At 68.9% G+C, this 15,773-nt stretch carries 13 protein-coding genes; 3 read left to right on the top strand and 10 right to left on the bottom strand.

Going from position 1 to position 15,773, the window contains the following annotated elements; all coding sequences use genetic code 11:
- Position 1: 1 nt before the first annotated feature.
- The 9 genes from F1734_RS01560 to F1734_RS01600 all read right to left on the bottom strand — a co-directional run bounded on the left by F1734_RS01560 (position 2) and on the right by F1734_RS01600 (position 9,263).
- On the bottom strand, positions 2-328 hold the full coding sequence (locus tag F1734_RS01560; protein ID WP_010596318.1) for a putative quinol monooxygenase: 327 nt from the start codon (positions 326-328) through the stop codon (positions 2-4).
- Positions 329-427: 99 nt separating this feature from the next.
- Positions 428-2,077, bottom strand: a complete 1,650-nt coding sequence (gene groL / locus F1734_RS01565; protein ID WP_010596319.1) for a chaperonin GroEL — start codon at positions 2,075-2,077, stop codon at positions 428-430.
- 37 nt (positions 2,078-2,114) lie between these two features.
- Entirely contained in the window at positions 2,115-3,140 is a 1,026-nt protein-coding gene (locus F1734_RS01570; RefSeq protein ID WP_010596320.1) for an NAD(P)-dependent alcohol dehydrogenase, read from the bottom strand.
- Positions 3,137-3,886, bottom strand: a complete 750-nt coding sequence (locus tag F1734_RS01575) for an iron-sulfur cluster assembly protein (RefSeq protein ID WP_010596321.1) — start codon at positions 3,884-3,886, stop codon at positions 3,137-3,139. The genes F1734_RS01570 and F1734_RS01575 overlap by 4 nt, the downstream gene beginning before the upstream one ends.
- A complete protein-coding gene (locus F1734_RS01580) occupies positions 3,883-4,926 on the bottom strand; it encodes an amidohydrolase family protein (protein WP_010596322.1) in 1,044 nt (347 codons plus the stop codon). Before F1734_RS01580 ends, F1734_RS01575 begins: the two co-directional genes overlap by 4 nt.
- 78 nt (positions 4,927-5,004) lie before the next feature.
- A complete protein-coding gene (gene mimD / locus F1734_RS01585) occupies positions 5,005-5,340 on the bottom strand; it encodes a propane 2-monooxygenase effector subunit MimD (protein ID WP_085997962.1) in 336 nt (111 codons plus the stop codon).
- Between the two features lie 2 nt (positions 5,341-5,342).
- Positions 5,343-6,449: an aromatic/alkene monooxygenase hydroxylase subunit beta gene (locus F1734_RS01590; RefSeq protein ID WP_203011275.1), complete on the bottom strand. Its 1,107-nt coding sequence runs from the start codon at positions 6,447-6,449 to the stop codon at positions 5,343-5,345.
- A 50-nt stretch (positions 6,450-6,499) separates the two neighbouring features.
- Positions 6,500-7,543, bottom strand: a complete 1,044-nt coding sequence (locus F1734_RS01595) for a 2Fe-2S iron-sulfur cluster-binding protein (RefSeq protein WP_203011276.1) — start codon at positions 7,541-7,543, stop codon at positions 6,500-6,502.
- A gap of 91 nt (positions 7,544-7,634) precedes the next feature.
- Complete coding sequence (locus F1734_RS01600; protein ID WP_010596327.1) at positions 7,635-9,263, bottom strand: ferritin family protein; 1,629 nt, start codon at positions 9,261-9,263, stop codon at positions 7,635-7,637.
- Between the two features lie 163 nt (positions 9,264-9,426).
- Here F1734_RS01600 and F1734_RS01605 point away from each other — a divergent pair, with 163 nt between their 5' ends.
- Both F1734_RS01605 and F1734_RS01610 read left to right on the top strand, forming a co-directional pair.
- On the top strand, positions 9,427-11,238 hold the full coding sequence (locus F1734_RS01605; RefSeq protein WP_119700230.1) for a sigma-54-dependent Fis family transcriptional regulator: 1,812 nt from the start codon (positions 9,427-9,429) through the stop codon (positions 11,236-11,238).
- A gap of 106 nt (positions 11,239-11,344) precedes the next feature.
- The gene (locus F1734_RS01610) at positions 11,345-12,802 is read left to right on the top strand and encodes a catalase (RefSeq protein WP_010596329.1); all 1,458 of its coding nucleotides are present in this window, start codon (positions 11,345-11,347) and stop codon (positions 12,800-12,802) included.
- 102 nt (positions 12,803-12,904) lie between these two features.
- Here the strand turns inward: F1734_RS01610 and ggh are convergent, their stop codons facing one another.
- Complete coding sequence (gene ggh / locus F1734_RS01615) at positions 12,905-14,242, bottom strand: glucosylglycerate hydrolase (RefSeq protein WP_040273051.1); 1,338 nt, start codon at positions 14,240-14,242, stop codon at positions 12,905-12,907.
- A gap of 206 nt (positions 14,243-14,448) precedes the next feature.
- On the opposite strand from ggh, the gene F1734_RS01620 reads away from it, so the two are divergent.
- On the top strand, positions 14,449-15,558 hold the full coding sequence (locus F1734_RS01620) for an alcohol dehydrogenase catalytic domain-containing protein (RefSeq protein ID WP_017681903.1): 1,110 nt from the start codon (positions 14,449-14,451) through the stop codon (positions 15,556-15,558).
- The last annotated feature ends 215 nt before the right edge of the window (positions 15,559-15,773 follow it).

The raw sequence follows: 15,773 nt of genomic DNA on the forward strand, positions 1-15,773 counted from the left end.
CTCAGCCGGCCATCTCGAGTTCACCCATGCGGGCCCACTCGACGCCGGGGAGCTCGGTGTTGAGGATCCTCGGCGTCTCGCTCAGCGCGGGGCGCATGGCGTCGAGTCCCTTGCGGAAGTGGTCGGCACCGACGTGCGCGGCGCCGGCCTCCCCGTCGCGGAACGCCTCGACGAGCACGTACTCGGACGGATCGTCCACGCTGCGGGACCACTCGAACCACAGGTTGCCGGGTTCGGCGCGGGTCGCCTCGGTGAATTCCCTTGTGAGCGAGAGCCAGTCGTCCCGGTACTCGGGACGGACCCGGAACTTGACCACGATGAAGATCATTGCGTACTCCGATTCTGCCGGGTGGACACGGCGGCGGCCGGTCGCCCCGGAGGGAAGCGACCGACGGGGCCCGGCCGCCGCCGAGACCGTCCCCCGCGCTCAGTAGATGTTGGACGGGCGGACCATGCCCTCGGCCAGGTCCCCGAAGCCGGGCGCGTGGATCGCGCCGGGATTGCCGACGACCTCCTCCACGATCGCGGTCTCGGTGGTGATGAGCAGCGCCGCGATGGACGCGGCGCTCTCGAGCGCGGCGCGCGTGACCTTGAGGGGGTCGACGATGCCCTCGTCGAACATGTCGCCGTACTCACCGGTCAGGGCGTCGAAGCCGTGCCCCGACGGCAGGCCCGCGACGACCTCGACGACCTCGTCGCCGTCGAAGCCGGCATTGACCGCGATCCACCGCAGCGGCTCGGGCAGGGCCCGCCGCACGACGTCCCGGCCGATGGCCTCGTCGCCGGGCAACTCGAGATCGGCCAGCGCGCGGTGCGCCTGACCGAGCGCGGTGCCGCCGCCGGCGACGATGCCGTCCTCGAGGGCGGCCCGGGTGGCGGCGAGGGCGTCCTCGACGCGCAGCATGCGCTCCTTGAGTTCGACGCTCGTGGCGCCGCCCACCCGGATGACCGCGACCCGCCCGGTGAGCCGGGCGATGCGCAGCTGGAGGCTGTCCTGGTCGGCGTCGATCCGGGCGCGGTCCAGCTGCGTCTCGAGCTGCGCGATCCGGGCCTCGAGCAGCTTCGCGTCGCCGTGGCCGCCGACGATGGTGGTCTCGTTCTCGGTGACGGTGATGCGGTCGCAGGACCCGAGATGCTCGCGTGTCACCTCGGACAGCTCGACGCCGGTGTCCTTGGCGATCACGTGCCCGCCCAGCGCCACCGCGAGGTCCTGCAACTCGGCGACCCGCCGGTGACCGAATCCGGGCGCGCGTACGACGACGGACTGCATCGTCTTGTGCATGTTGCCGCCGACGAGGAGCTGCAGGGCGGGGCCGTCGACGTCCTCGGCGAGCACGACGAGGGGCCGGTCGGCGCGTTTGGCGGCCTCGATGCTCGGCATGATGTCCTGCACCTGGCTGATCTTCTTGTTGGTGAGCAGGATCAGCGGATTGTCGTGGACCGCTTCCATGCGTTCCGGGTCGGTGACCATGTAGCCGGAGATGTAGCCGTGGTCGAATTCGATGCCGTCGACGACGCTCACCGACATCCCGAGGGTGTCGCTCTCCTCGGTGGTGACGATGCCGGACCTGCCGACGTACGAGACGGCCTCGGCGATGGCCTCGCCGATGGACTCGTCGTCGCTGGCGGCGAGCGTCGCGACGCGCCGCAGGTCCGCGCGGTCCTCCACCGGCACGGACCGGTCGCGCAGCGCCTCGACGACGACGGGAACGGTGCGTTCGATGCCGCGGCGCACCCGCATCGGGTTCGCGCCGGCATCGACGGCGCGCAGGCCCTCGCGGACCATGGCCTGCGCGAGCACCGTCGCGGTGGTGGTGCCGTCACCGACCACGCCGTTGGTCTTCATCGCCACTTCCTTGACCAGCTGCGCACCCATGTTGGCGAACGGGTCCCGCAGCTGGATCTCCCGGGCGATCGTGACGCCGTCGTTGGTGATGGTGGGTGGGCCGGTGAGCTTTTCGAGCACCGCGTTGCGGCCCTTCGGACCGAGCGTCACCTTGACCGCGTCGGCGAGGGCGTTGACGCCGTACTCGAGCAGGGTGCGGGCTTCCTGAGCGAACCGCAGATCCTTTGCCATGACTGGGTTTCCTTTCGTGCCGACCGGTGGATGCGGTTCAGGGGACCAGGATCGCGCGGCCGCGGACCCGTCCCGCGTCGAGGTCTTCGATCGCCTGCTGGAACTGCTCGAGCGGGTACTTGGTCGTGTGCAGCGCGACCTTGCCCTGCGCGGCGAGGACCATGAGCTCCTGCAGGTCGTTGTAGGAGCCGACGAGGTTGCCGACGAAGTTGATCTCGGTGGAGATCACGTCGATCGTGGGCACGTCGATGTTCTCGCCGTAGCCGACGACGTAGTAGTTGCCGGCGCGGCGCAGCATCGCGACACCGTCCTTCGTGGCGCCGCCCTCACCGACGAAGTCCACGACGGCTTCGGCGCCGCGCCCGCCGGTCAGTTCCAGGATCTGCTGCACGTGGGTGCCGTCGGCGACGATGCCGTGGTCGGCGCCGATCTCGACGGCCAGGGCGACCGCGGCCGGATTGCGGTCCACCACGATCAGGGTGGCCGCGGAGATCGCCTTGAGCACCTGGATGCCGATGTGGCCGAGACCGCCGGCGCCGATCATGACGCACACGTCGCCGGGCCGCGTCGCACGCGCCGCCTTCGCGACGGCGTGGTAGGCCGTGAGCCCGGCGTCGGCGAGCGCCGCGACGTCGGACGGCTCGAGCGAGTCGTCGATCCGGACCACGCTGCGCGCGGTGGTGCGCAGGTACTCGGCGTAGCCGCCGTGGGTGTCGATGCCGGGGAACTGGCTGTTCTCGCAGTGCACGTCGTCGCCGAACCGGCACGCGCGGCAGAGCCCGCACGTGATGAGGGGGTGGAGGATGACCTTGTCACCGACGGCGACGTTGGTGACGGCGTCGCCGACGGCATGCACCCAGCCGGCGTTCTCGTGGCCGATGGTGTACGGCAGGACGACGCCGCTCTTCTCGGCCCACTGTCCCTCGAGGATGTGGATGTCGGTGCGGCACACCCCCGCCCCGCCGATGCGGACGATGACGTCGAGCGGGCCTTCGACCTTCGGCTCGGGGATGTCGTCGAGTTGAAGCTTGGTGTGGTAACCCACGACCTGCACGGCCTTCATGACACTCTCCTGACGATCTCGGAACAACGGACGTCGGCGACCCGGGGCGCTGCCGATTCGCCGTCGTCGGCGTACCGGGTGGCCAGCAGGCCCCGGCAGAAATGCGCGTTCCCCTCCATGGAGATCCGCACGGACTTCGCGAAACGCAGCCGCATCGGCACCGCCTCGTGGGGGATCGGCCGCCCGTCGTCGTCGACGAACACCCGGCCGGCCGGGCACAGGCTCAGGCCGATGTCGAACCGTCGCCGCATCAGCGCCGACTTGTGCCGGCCCGGCGGCAGGTCGCTCAGGGTGAGCGACGGGATGTCGTCGACGGTGAGGGACGAGTGCTGCAACAGGGATTCGAGGCAGCGCTCCAGCGCGGCGAGGTGCGCCTTGCGCCGGAACGTGCGGCGCAGCTCGTCGAGGTTCTCCTCCGCCTCGGACCCGAAGGTGCCCCGGTAGCCGGCGTCGGCGGCGAGCCCCGCGTTGATCTTGGCGCTGTCGTGGTGGTCGTCCAGCAGGATCCGCACCTCGCCGATGCCCTCGATCGCGCGCAGCGCGTCCTGGGCGTCGGAGGCCATGAGGTACGCGAAGTTCGGTGAACAGAACGCGGTGGGCAGCCGCAGGTGCACGGTGACCCCGTCGTCGTCGAGCACCACCGACCGCACGAAACCGAGATCGGTGATCGGTTCGTCCAGTTCGGGGTCGACCACGGTGCCGAGCGCGGCGAGCACGTCGCTGCCCGACACCGGTGCGGCGGTCACGACGACACCGCCTCTCGAGCTCCCGCCGCCACCTCCACGCCCTCCTGTCCGGCCGGCTCGGGCAGCCGCAGGTGTTCCGGAACGTCGATGTCGTAGAGCGCCGCGGCGTTGAGACCGAGGATCTTCTTCTTCTGCTCGATCGTGATCGGCGCGTATTCGGTCATGTCCTCGGGGATCTGGAAGTCCACGAACTTCTCGATCAGCCACTTCGGTGTCCACAGCGCGTAGTCGCTGGAGAACAGGATCTTGTCCTCGCCGAGCCAGTAGAGCAGTTCGCCGATGATCTGGGCGAAGTACCGGGGACGGGTGTGGATGAACGGAATCGCCACGGCCAGACCGCCGTACACGTTCGATTCCTGGGTCGCGATCCAGCAGAAGTCCTCGAGCCGGGGCAGGCCCACGTGCTCGACGACGAACCGCAGCTCGAGGTAGTCGGTGGCGACCTTGTCCACGTCGGCGACGTCGAAGGCGTCCCGGTCGAGCGGGCGGATGGTCGGGCCCTTGTGCACGTGGATGTTCTTGATGCCCAGCTCGATGCACTCCTCGAGGTAACGCCTCGACCACGGGTCGTCGAGCTTGTATCCGCGGGAGTCACCGTGCCATTCGGCGGTGTACAGCTTGACGCCCTGAAGGTTCATCCGCTCGGCGTCCCGGCGCAGCTGCTCGAGTCCGGCCTCGCCGTGGCGGGGGTCGTAGGCGTGGTTGTAGGTGAGCTTGTCCGGGTGCTTGCGGGTGAGCTCGAACGCCTCCTCGGTCTGCCCGAACCCGTTGTGGTAGAACTCGCTCAGCAGGGTGGCCTGGAAGATCGCATGATCCACGTGCCCGTCCACGAAGAGGTCCTTCATGAGGCGTTCGCCACCGTAGTAGGTGTAGGTGTCGTAGTCCCACACCTCCTCCTCGGGGCTGAGGTTCTTGTGGTAGTCGTAGAAGCAGTCGATGAACTGCCGTCCGTGCACGTTCTTCTGGTTCGACTCGCGGCCGTCCCAGATGTGCACGTGGCCGTCCACGATGAAGTACTGCTGGCCGTCCTTCTCGTACATCGCTTCCCTCGTTCTGTCGTGTGCCGGTGGTGGATCGGGAGCCGTCCGGGCCCGGCGGGCGGGCCCGGACGGCTGCGGTCAGTGCGCCGTGAGATCGAATCCGATGTACTCGGCGGCGTCCTCGGGGCTGGCGAAGAGCATGGTCTTGTCGTCGAGATGCACCATGCGCCCGTAGTGGGTGGAGCTGATCTCCTCGAAGATCGATCCGTCGAAGTCCTCACCGAGGGCGTCGGTGAGCTCGGCGTAGTCGAATTCGAGGCGGTTCACGCCGTCGACGCGGATCATCGACGGGTACTCCGTCAGCTCCACTCCCTCCTTGGCGCCCATGACGTCGGCGACGACACGTCCGATCGGGGTGTTCATCAGGGTGACGCCACACATGTTGGAGAACTCGGTGGCCGATCCGAATTGCATGCTCACTGGTCCAACTCCTTCGGGATGTCGAGCCCGAGATCCTCGAGCAGGGAACGGAACTTCGCCTCGGCGGCGTCGAGGCTGGAGGCGAACGTGACCGCCTTGTCCGCCGGCTGGGACCAGATCGGCTGCAGGGCGCGGGCCGCGTCGAGGCAGCGCGGCACCCACGTCGCCAGCCATGCCCCGAACAACTCCTTGTTCGACTCCCCGTGCTGCTCGTCGCGGACGAGCATCCGGAAGAGGTTGCGCGTGTAGGCGAGATCCCGGTCGTAGTCGTGCTCTCCGGTGCCGACGATCGTCGGCGTGATGTAGTCGCCGTTGCGGGCGGCGATCTGCATGATCAGTTCGGTGCGGAACAGCGAGCCGACGAGCTGCTCGAAGACGATGTTGGTGGCGAAGAGCAGCTCGCACCAGTCCGGCACCGCGGTCAGCCGCTCGACGACCTCGCGGGTGGGCTGCCATTCCGGCGCGGACTGCCAGACCTCCCGGTGGGCGGCCCCCTCGAACGGGATCCCGGCCTCGGACAGGTCGAGGTTGAACAGCGCCAGGTCCTGCGCGAACCGCATCTTGTGCGCCGCGTTGACCGCCACCGCGGTGTTGATCATGTTCGTGGGGCCGGAGCGCTGGATGGAGGTGAACACGTGCAGCGCCAGACCGTTCTCCGCGTGCATCCAGGCGCCGAGATTGCGCTCGATGAACTTCAGCCACGGCGTGTTCCAGCCGTCGTAGGCGCGGGCACGCTTGGCGTTCTGCAGGCACAGGTCCACCTGGCGCACGACCGCCGCGTTGTTGCGGTAGATCGTCTGGTCCCATTCCTCGTTGGGGTCGAGGAAGGCGTGCCAGTTCGACGACTTCGCGGTCGTCCATTCCTTGGGGTATCCGCCCGGCCCGTCGCCGAAGCCGTAGATCCAGCCCTGCGACAGGTGCCGTTCGGGATCGGGCTGCACGTCGACGGTGACGTCCTCGTACATCGTCGAGCGCTTCTTGGCGGGCGTGTAGTAGGTGAAGGTGCGGCTGCGGGAGCTGGGGAACTCCAGCGCGCCGGCCTCGGAGTCGGTGAACTCGATCTTCGGGAAACTGCGTTGCTTGGACTCGGTGGTTGCGGTCATCTCGTATCTCACTTCTGTCGGTGAAGGAGCGGTGTGGTTTCCTACGGCGCCTACTCGAAGGCCGAGCTGGTGAACTTGTCGTAGAAGATCTGGTCCTTCGGGGTGTTGTGCACCTCGAGCAGTTCCAGAGCCGCGTCGACCATGGGCGGTGGCCCGCACAGGTAGACCTCGCACCGGTGGATCTCCGGTTCGCGGCGGCCCACGACGTCGGTGACGTTGCCCTCCTCGACGTCCGGCAGGCCGGACGGTGCCGGCTCCGACGACTCCGAGAGACAGGGCGTGAACACGAAGTCCGTCAACGTCTTTCCCAGTTCGAGGATCTCGTCGACGTAGAACAGATCGGCCGGCGTGCGGGCACCGTAGTAGAACCGGACGGGTCGCGTGCTGCCGGTCTCGCTCAGGTGCCGCAGGAGCGAGAGGATCGGGGCCATGCCGGCGCCGCCGCCGATGAAGACGATCGGCAGGACGTGACCGTCCTTGATGGTGAAGGATCCGTAGGGCCCGGTGAGCGCGATCTCGTCGCCCACCGCGATACCGTCCTCGAGCAGGCCGGCGAACTTTCCGCCGGGGTACTTCTTGACGAGGAACTCGACGTGTCCCGGCGTCGATCGGGTCGTCGCCATGGAGAACGACCTATGTTCCTCGGTTCCCGGTATCTGCAGGTCCGAGTACTGACCCGGTTTGAAGTCGTACTCCGTGGGTTCGACGGGCTGCAGTTGCAGCGACACGATGTCCTTGGTCATCGGCTCGATCGCGGTGATCCGGGTGCGCACCTCCTGGATGGGGATACCACCCAGGAGTTCGTCCTCGTCGAAGTTGAGCAGTTCGATGGTGCAGTCGCTGTAGGCCGTCGAACGGCAGAGCAGCACGTGCCCCTCGTCGGTCTCGGCGTCGTTGCAGGCGAACGTCGAGTAGTCCTCCATCTGGATGTCGCCGTCGAGGACGAAGGACTTGCAGGCCGAGCAGCGACCCTCGCGGCAGCCGTGCATCAGGTGGATGCCCTGCCGGAAGGCGGCGTCGAGGATGTACTCGTCCTCGCCGACCTCCATCTCGATGTCGACGGGCTCGAAGTTGATACGGTGCGTGTCGGCCACGGGGGTGTCTCCTGGGCTCGTGAATTTCTGTGCTGGTGGTGTCGGCGGGCGGCGCCGGGATGTGGTGCGGCGCCGCCCGCCGGGCCCGGTGTCAGAGCGGCGTGGCGCCGGCGCGGTACTCCGCGATGTGCGCTGCGCGCTCCTCGTCCGTCATCTGGTTCAGCAGGACGTTCGGGCTCTGGAAGGTGTTGCCCCGCACGTCGTCGAGGGTCCACATCTTCTTCGGGTCGAGATCGAGGTGCGGCTGGCCGACGAGGGTCTTGCCGTCGTCGCGCACATACCCGAGGTCCTGCACGATGTCGGCGAGATCCTTGTCGTGGTGCAGGGTCTCCCATTCCCGGAAACCGGTGAGACGGCCCATGTTCGGCGTGGGCCGGCCCTCGTACTCACCGCGGAAGGCGACCGCGTCGGTCCAGTAGCACGTCTCCGAGCAGTAGGTCCGCCACTGGTCGTCGACCTTCTCCACGACCATGTCCTCGCGGACCAGGGCCGGCACCATGCAGGTCCAGCAGCGGTGCGGGTACTGGTATCCGACTTCCTCGAACGCGATCGGCTTGTTGCGGCCGGGGTAGGCGAGGCGGTTGTAGTTCTCCCACCACTTGCCGAACTTGGAGTACCAGCCGGGGTACTTCTCCTCGAACCACTCGAAGTCCGCGTCGGTCATGGCGTCGATCCGCCAGTAGTTCACCGGCCAGCCCGTGGCGAAGAACCGGGCCACCTCGTGGACGTAACCCTTCTCGGTGATGCGCTTCCACGCCTCCTCGACGAGATCGTGCGGAATGGTGAGCCCGTACTTCTCGAGGGGGAGCAGGTAGCTGCGGTAGTAGTCGTCGTAGATCCACCGCCGCCACATCTCGGCGTAGCTCTCGCGGTCCTTGCGGCGGTCCTTGGTGCCGTATTCGATGAACGTGCCGATCGCGGCGTCGACCACGCAGTGGTTGTTCCACCAGGCGTAGCGCAGGTCGCGTTCGAGCAGCGGCCGGTTCCGCTCGTCGGCCAGGGCCATGAGCAGGATCGAGTAGCCGTTGGAGATGTGGCGCGACTCGTCGGACTGCACCGAGTGGAACACGGTGGGCAGCAGGTAGTCACCGTTGGCGGCGGCCTCGTCGGGCATCGCCACGAACAGGGTGTTCGTGAAGGCGGTCTCCGCGACCACGGTCAGGTAGATGTTGGCCGCGGTGATCGCGTCACCGGTGATGAAGCCCTCCCCGAACTGCCGGCCGATGGTGCCCGCGTAGTTGTTCGCGAACGCCTTCTCGGTCATGTCGAACCCGGCGGGATCGATGTAGTTGTTCATGTAGAGCTTCTTGAGGTTCATCTGGATCGTCGAGTGCCGGACCTCGTCGATCATCTGCACCGCGAGACCGTTGTGGATCTCGGGGTTGGGCACCGCGTCGATGGCCATCGGCATCGCGCGGGCCGCGGAGATCTCCGGGAACGGGATGATCGAGAGGAACAGCTTCTGCCACTCCAGCCAGCGCTGCTGGACCTGGCGGAACATGTTGCCGCGGATCGCGCCGTCCATCGCGCCGTAGACCCGGTTGTCCTTCTCCTCCTCCATGGGGAAGTAGGACCGCATGATCTGCTTGAGAGGGTCCTTCTTGGGGGCCTTCTCGAACGTGTAGTCGGTGCCGAAGCGGGTGGCCGGCGTCGCGAACGTCGGTTCCCACGTCAGCTCGGTGATCTTTGCATGGGCCTTGGTCAGGCTCTGCCTACTCAATGTGCGCCTCCTGGATCGGGAGCCGGCTCTGTGCCAGCCGTGGACGGTGGGGTGTGGGTGCCGATACAACCCCGGTGTGCAACCCCGATCTGTCTCAATGTGAGACTCAGGTCACAATCGATGTGATTACCTTTGCTCTTGCGAGATCCGAGGAGAAGGTGGCGTGACAACTCCGGACGACCGGGAGATCGAGGTGGGTGAACACAACCGGAGCGGTTCCCGGGACGGGCATTCGCTTCAGGAATCGGGCGAATCGGTCCGTGCGGGCGACTTCCCCGATCTCGGCGATCGGCGGGTCCGCAACTGGCTGCGGGTGTCCTGGGTGCGTTCCCGGGAGGCCAAGGTCGACGCCGATCGCCCGGCCGCGGACTACGTCGAAGCCCTTCCCACCGACACCGTCCTCACCCGGGCGGCCCGGCCGGTGCTGCGCGCGTTGGCGGCGGAGATCGAGAACGAACCGGTGAGCCTGATCCTCACCGACGGCAAGGGCACCGTGCTCAGCCGTTACGGCGGCGACCGTCGCCTGCTCGGCGCGCTGGACCGGGTCCACCTCGCACCGGGGTTCCGGTACTCCGAGTCCCAGGTCGGCACCAACGGCATCGGCACCGCGCTCGAGGTCGGCGCGCCGCTGCTCATCCGGGGCGACGAGCACTACAGCGGGCATCTGCGCAAGTTCTCCTGCGCGGGCGCACTCGTGACCCATCCCGTCACCGGGGCCCTGCTCGGCGTGGTGGACCTGACCACCGAGGCCGAGAACACGAACTCGCTGCTGCTCTCGTTCGCCAAGCTCGCCGCCACCCGCATCCGGGAGCGGATCCTCGAGGACGCCAACGAGCTGGACCGGGCGCTGCTGCACGACTACCACGCGGCATGCCAGCACTCGGGCCGTCCGGTCATCGCGATCGGCGACGAAGTCCTGATGATGAACGCCCTCACCCAGCAGCGGTTCGACTCGCGCGACCAGGCCGCGATCATCGACCGGACCCGCGACGCGCGGGGACGGCACGAGCCGTTCACCCTGCTCGCCGACCTGCCGAGCGGGACCACGGCCCGGCTGTCCTACCAGCCCACCTTCGTCGACGACCGGCTCGCCGGCGGGGTCGTGCGGATCAAGGAACAGGTCGCCCGGAGCCGGTCCACCCGGGCCGTCGCCCCACCCGCGCCGCGCGCCCTGGCCGGCCGCAGCGCCCAATGGCAGCGCACCGTCGAAGGCGTTGTCGAGGCGTGCCGGCGCGGCGAATGGCTCGTCCTCGACGGTGAGCCGGGCGTCGGGAAGGCCGCCCTGATCCGGGCGGCGCACGACCACGTCCGGTCCGGGCACGCCCTGACGGTCCTCGACGCGGCCCGGCTCGACGGCGACGAGCTGCCCGAACGCGCGGCTGCGACCCTCGACGACGGTGGCGACCTCGCCGTGCTGCACGCCCACGTCCTCGGCGACGACCAGTTCGCGGCGCTCGAGTCGTTCCTGCAGGCCGTCGCCCAGGACACGCGCGCGCCCGCGCCGTGGGTCGCCCTGACCATGCAGCCGCCGCAGGGGCAGAGCGACACCCACGCGCTGCTCCGCCTCTTCCCGAAGACGATCTCCGTTCCCCCGCTGCGGCATCGACTCGAGGACGTGCCCGACCTGGTCCGGTTCCTGCTCGACGCCGCCGGCGCCTCCGGCCTCACGCTCTCCCCGGCCGCAACGAACCAGCTCATGCGGCTGTCGTGGAGCGGCAACGTGACCCATCTGCGCGGCGTCCTCGACGAGCTCTGCCAGCGGCGGCGATCCGGGACCGTCGAGCCGGCCGACCTGCCCGCCGAGTGCCGGGCGACGACCCGCCGGAGTCTGACCCGGCTCGAGTCCCTCGAGCGGGACGCGATCGTGGAGGCGCTGGCGCTGCACGGCGGCGACAAGGTGGCCGCCGCGAAGGCCCTCGGCATGTCGCGGGCGACGATCTACCGCAAGATCCGAGAATTCGGCATCACCCTCTGATTCCGAGTGTGCGTGTCAAATTGAGACGACGGGACACTGCTCCGCACGAAACACTGCTGAGCGCAGAGACGTTCACCCCACCGGGGTGACCAGACAGGAGTGATCGATGACCGACCACAACGGACTCACCACCGCTGCCGGCGCACCTGTGCCGGACAACCAGAACAGTCTCACGGCCGGGGCCCGCGGACCCATGCTCCTCCAGGACGTGTGGTTCCTCGAGAAGCTCGCGCACTTCGACCGTGAGGTGATCCCCGAACGGCGCATGCATGCAAAGGGTTCCGGCGCGTTCGGCACCTTCCGCGTCACCCACGACATCACGCGGCACACCCGGGCCGCGCTGTTCTCCGAGATCGGCAAGCAGACCGAGGTGTTCGTCCGGTTCTCCACCGTCGCCGGCGAGCGCGGCGCCGCCGACGCGGAACGCGACATCCGCGGCTTCGCCGTCCGCTTCTACACCGAGGAGGGCAACTGGGACATCGTCGGCAACAACACCCCGGTGTTCTTCTTCCGCGATCCGCTCAAGTTCCCCGACCTCAACCATGCCGTGAAGCGCGATCCGCGGACCAACCTTCGCGACCCCGAGAACAACTGGGACTTCTGGACCAATCTGCCGGAAGCCCTGCACCAGATCACGATCGTGATGTCCGACCGCGGCATCCCCGACGGCTACCGGCACATGCACGGATTCGGTTCACACACCTTCTCGTTCGTCGATGCCGCGGGCGCCCGGTCGTGGGTGAAGTTCCACTTCCGCACCCAGCAGGGCATCCGGAACCTCACCGACGAGGAGGCCGCGACCGTGATCGCCGGCGACCGCGAATCCGCCCAGCGGGACCTGTACGAGGCGATCGAGGCCGGGAACCACCCGAAATGGACGCTGTACGTGCAGATCATGCCCGAGGCCGACGCGGCGACCTACCGCTACCACCCGTTCGACCTGACCAAGGTGTGGTCCAAGAAGGACTATCCGCTCCTCGAGGTGGGGGAGCTGGAGCTGAACCGCAACCCGGACAACTACCACGCCGACGTCGAGCAGGCCGCGTTCTCCCCTGCGAACGTCGTCCCGGGCATCGGGTTCTCGCCCGACCGGATGCTGCAGGGCCGGCTCTTCTCGTACGGGGACGCCGCACGCTACCGGCTCGGCGTCAACCACCACCAGATCCCGGTGAACTGCCCCCGGGCCGCCGCCCACGTGAACTCCTTCCACCGCGACGGCGCGATGCGGGTGGACGGCAACCAGGGCAGCGTCCCGAGCATCGAGCCGAACTCGTACGGCCGATTCCAGGAGCAACGCGGGTACGCCGACCCGCCGCTGACCGTCGGTGCCGTCGCGGACCGATTCGACTACCGCGCAGACGACGACAACTATTTCGAGCAGCCCGGGATCCTGTTCCGCGCCATGACCGCCGAGCAGCAGACCGTGCTGTTCGAGAACACCGCGCGCGCGATCACCGGGGCATCGGTGACGACGATCGAACGGCACATCGCCAACTGCACGCAGGCCGATCCGGCCTACGGTGAGGGAGTTCGCAAGGCCTGCGAGGCACTGGGGGCGTTGTGAGCGACCGGTGATCCGTCCGGCAGCCGCGCAACCCTCGGTCGTTCGCCGCGTCGAGTGCCGACGCGGCCGACAGGCGGGCGCGCGGCTGCCGGCCCGGGCGGCTCAGCCCAGCCAGTCCAGCACCGCGGCCGCGGTCCACGACTGCTGCATGCTGCCGAGCGGCTCGCCGGTGAACGGCTCGTAGTACTCCGCGAACGAGCCGTCGCTCGCCTGCCGCAAGCCCTCCGCTCGCAGCAGATGGGCGCGCTCCGCCCAGCCGCGGCGGGCGAACGTCCACGAGAACAGCCACGTCATCACCGGCCACACCGGTCCCCGCCAGTACTCGCGCGAACGGAAGTCCCGGGAGACGGGGGACGTCGAGGGTGGCACGGCGTAGCGCAGGTCGGGGTGCCCGCAGAACTTCGGGCCCTCGAAGGTGCGCAACAGGGCCCGTTCGGTGCCGCGGGGCAGACCCCCGCACAGCAACGGCGCGAACATCGCGATCGTGTCGGTGGCCATCCAGCGGCCGCTGCGCAGGTCGAAGTCCTTGGCGGCGCCGGTACGCGGATCGGTGGTGTCGAGCACGCCGCGACGGAACCGGTCCGCGTACTCGTGCAGCTCACGCACGTCCGCATTCGGGCGCGAATGCTCCTCCCCGATGACGGCGAGCACCTCGCACGCCAGCGCGAACACGGCACTGACGAACACGTCCTCGACGGCGAAGCTCATGGCCGTGGCCAGGGCGTCGTCGTCGTAGCGCACCTCCTTCATCTCCTCGAGCAGCCACAGGTAGCGGGCGTACTCGGCGTCGGTGGGCCGCTGACTCGCGTCGCCGACATGGGCGAGGTCCTCGCGCCGGAACGTCGGCACCGCCCCCGCGACGACGTTGGCGTACGCCGCGTCCCACCGGGGCGAGTTGTCCATGCCGGATTCCCAGCCGTGGTAGAGCGCGATGCGGCCGTTGCCGTCGAGGTCGCGGGCCCGGGCCAGCCACCGGTGCCAGCGCACCAGGTCGGGCCAGCGACGGTCCAGGAACTCCTCGGCGACGGCACGGGTGGTGCGCCCGTGCCGTCGGCTGTGGTCGAGGATCCGCTGCACCGCGATGGCGTGCACGGGTGGCTGGGTGATGCCGGAGGTCTGCGGCCCCTGCGGGGCAGCGGCGGCCAGGTCGGTGCAGGCCCACCGCGCCGGTCCCGGAAAGTAGCCGTCCACCCCGCTCGCGAACACGATGTGCGGGATCATGCCGTTTCGCCACTGCGCGGAGAGCAGGGTGTCGAGTTCGACGACGGCCCGCTCGACGCTCAACGGGGCCAGCCCCACCGCGACGAACGCCGCGTCCCAGCTCCACATGTGCGGGTACAGCTTCGGGGCGGCGCTGGTCATCGTGCCGAGGTCGTTGCCGCGCAGCAGATAGGCAGCCCGCGCGGCGAGCTGGGTGTGGGTGAATCCGCGGTCCGGCATCGCATCATTGTGCGACCGGTCCGGCGTGGGCGCGCGCCGAGAGCCGGCCGGGCCGCCGGAAATCGGACAGCCACACACGTCCCGACCGGTGTCGATGTCCGAAACCGAGGACGATGTCAGGAACCTGCGCGCGGCGCCGACGCCGATCCCGCACGAGAACTACGGTGGATTCCGGAACCGCCCCGAGACCCGAGGAGTATCGGCACATGAGGATCACCGGCGCAGTCCTGGAGGAGATCGGCCGGCCGCGGCCGTTCGCCGAGTCGAAGCCGATCAGCGTGTCCGAACTCGAGCTCGATCCGCCGGGACCGACCGAGCTCCTGGTACGGATCGAGGCGGCCGGGGTGTGTCACTCCGATCTGAGCGTCGTGGACGGCAACCGGGTTCGTCCGGTGCCGATGCTGCTCGGACACGAGGCGGCCGGACGGATCGTCGAGGTCGGTTCGGCCGTCGACGACTTCCGGGTGGGGCAGCGGGTGGTCATGTCGTTCCTGCCGCGGTGCGAGGCGTGCGACAACTGCGCCGAGGACGGCCGGTTGCCCTGCACCGCCGGGTCCGCCGCCAACAACGCCGGCGAACTCCTGCACGGCGGCCGGCGCCTGCACCGCGACGGTCACCCGGTGCACCACCATCTCGGGGTCTCGGGTTTCGCGACGCACGCGGTGATCGACCGCGCGTCGGCCGTCGCGGTCGACGACGACGTGCCGCCCGACGTCGCCGCGGTGCTCGGCTGTGCCGTGCTCACCGGCGGGGGTGCCGTCCTCAATGCGGCCCGGCCGCGGCCGCAGGACAGCATCGCGATCGTCGGCCTCGGTGGGGTCGGCATGGCCGCTCTCCTGACGGCCGTCGCGCAGGGGATCTCGCGCATCGTCGCGATCGACACTCTCGACGACAAGCTCGCCCGCGCCCGTGAACTGGGGGCGCACGAGACCTACACCCCGGGCGAGGCGCTCGAGCGGGGCGTCGCAGCCCGGTACGTCGTCGAATGTGCCGGCAGCGCACGCGCGTTCGAAACCGCGTTCGCCCTCACGGCACCCGGCGGCACGACCGTGACGGTCGGCCTGCCCGCCCCGACGGCGACGGCCGTGATCTCCCCGTTGACGGTGACCGCGGAGGCCCGCACGATCGTCGGCAGCTACCTGGGCTCGGCCGTGCCGCGCCGCGACATCCCCGAGTACGCGCGCCTGTGGCGCGAGGGCCGGCTGCCGGTGGAGGAACTGATCTCCTCCCGGATCCCCCTCTCGCGCATCAACGAGGCCATGGACCAGCTCGCCGACGGCCTGGCCGTACGTCAGGTCGTCGTGTTCGACGACTGAGCGCCGGACGTCGGCCGGGACCAAGGTCCCGGACCGGATATCTTGTGGGAAAATGATTTTCCGGACGTCCGGGGCGGACGGGGACGAGGTGCCCGCGCGTCCCGGCCGCTCGGTCCCCCGCTCGGCGCCGGACTGCTCCGACCGATGGGCGCATGCGACGGGAGTCTTCGGACCCTTTTCTCCCGGCCCTCGGTCCCTCCGGCCGTGCCGGAGTC

This window comes from Rhodococcus ruber (assembly GCF_016804345.1).
Classification (GTDB): Bacteria; Actinomycetota; Actinomycetes; order Mycobacteriales; family Mycobacteriaceae; genus Rhodococcus; species Rhodococcus ruber.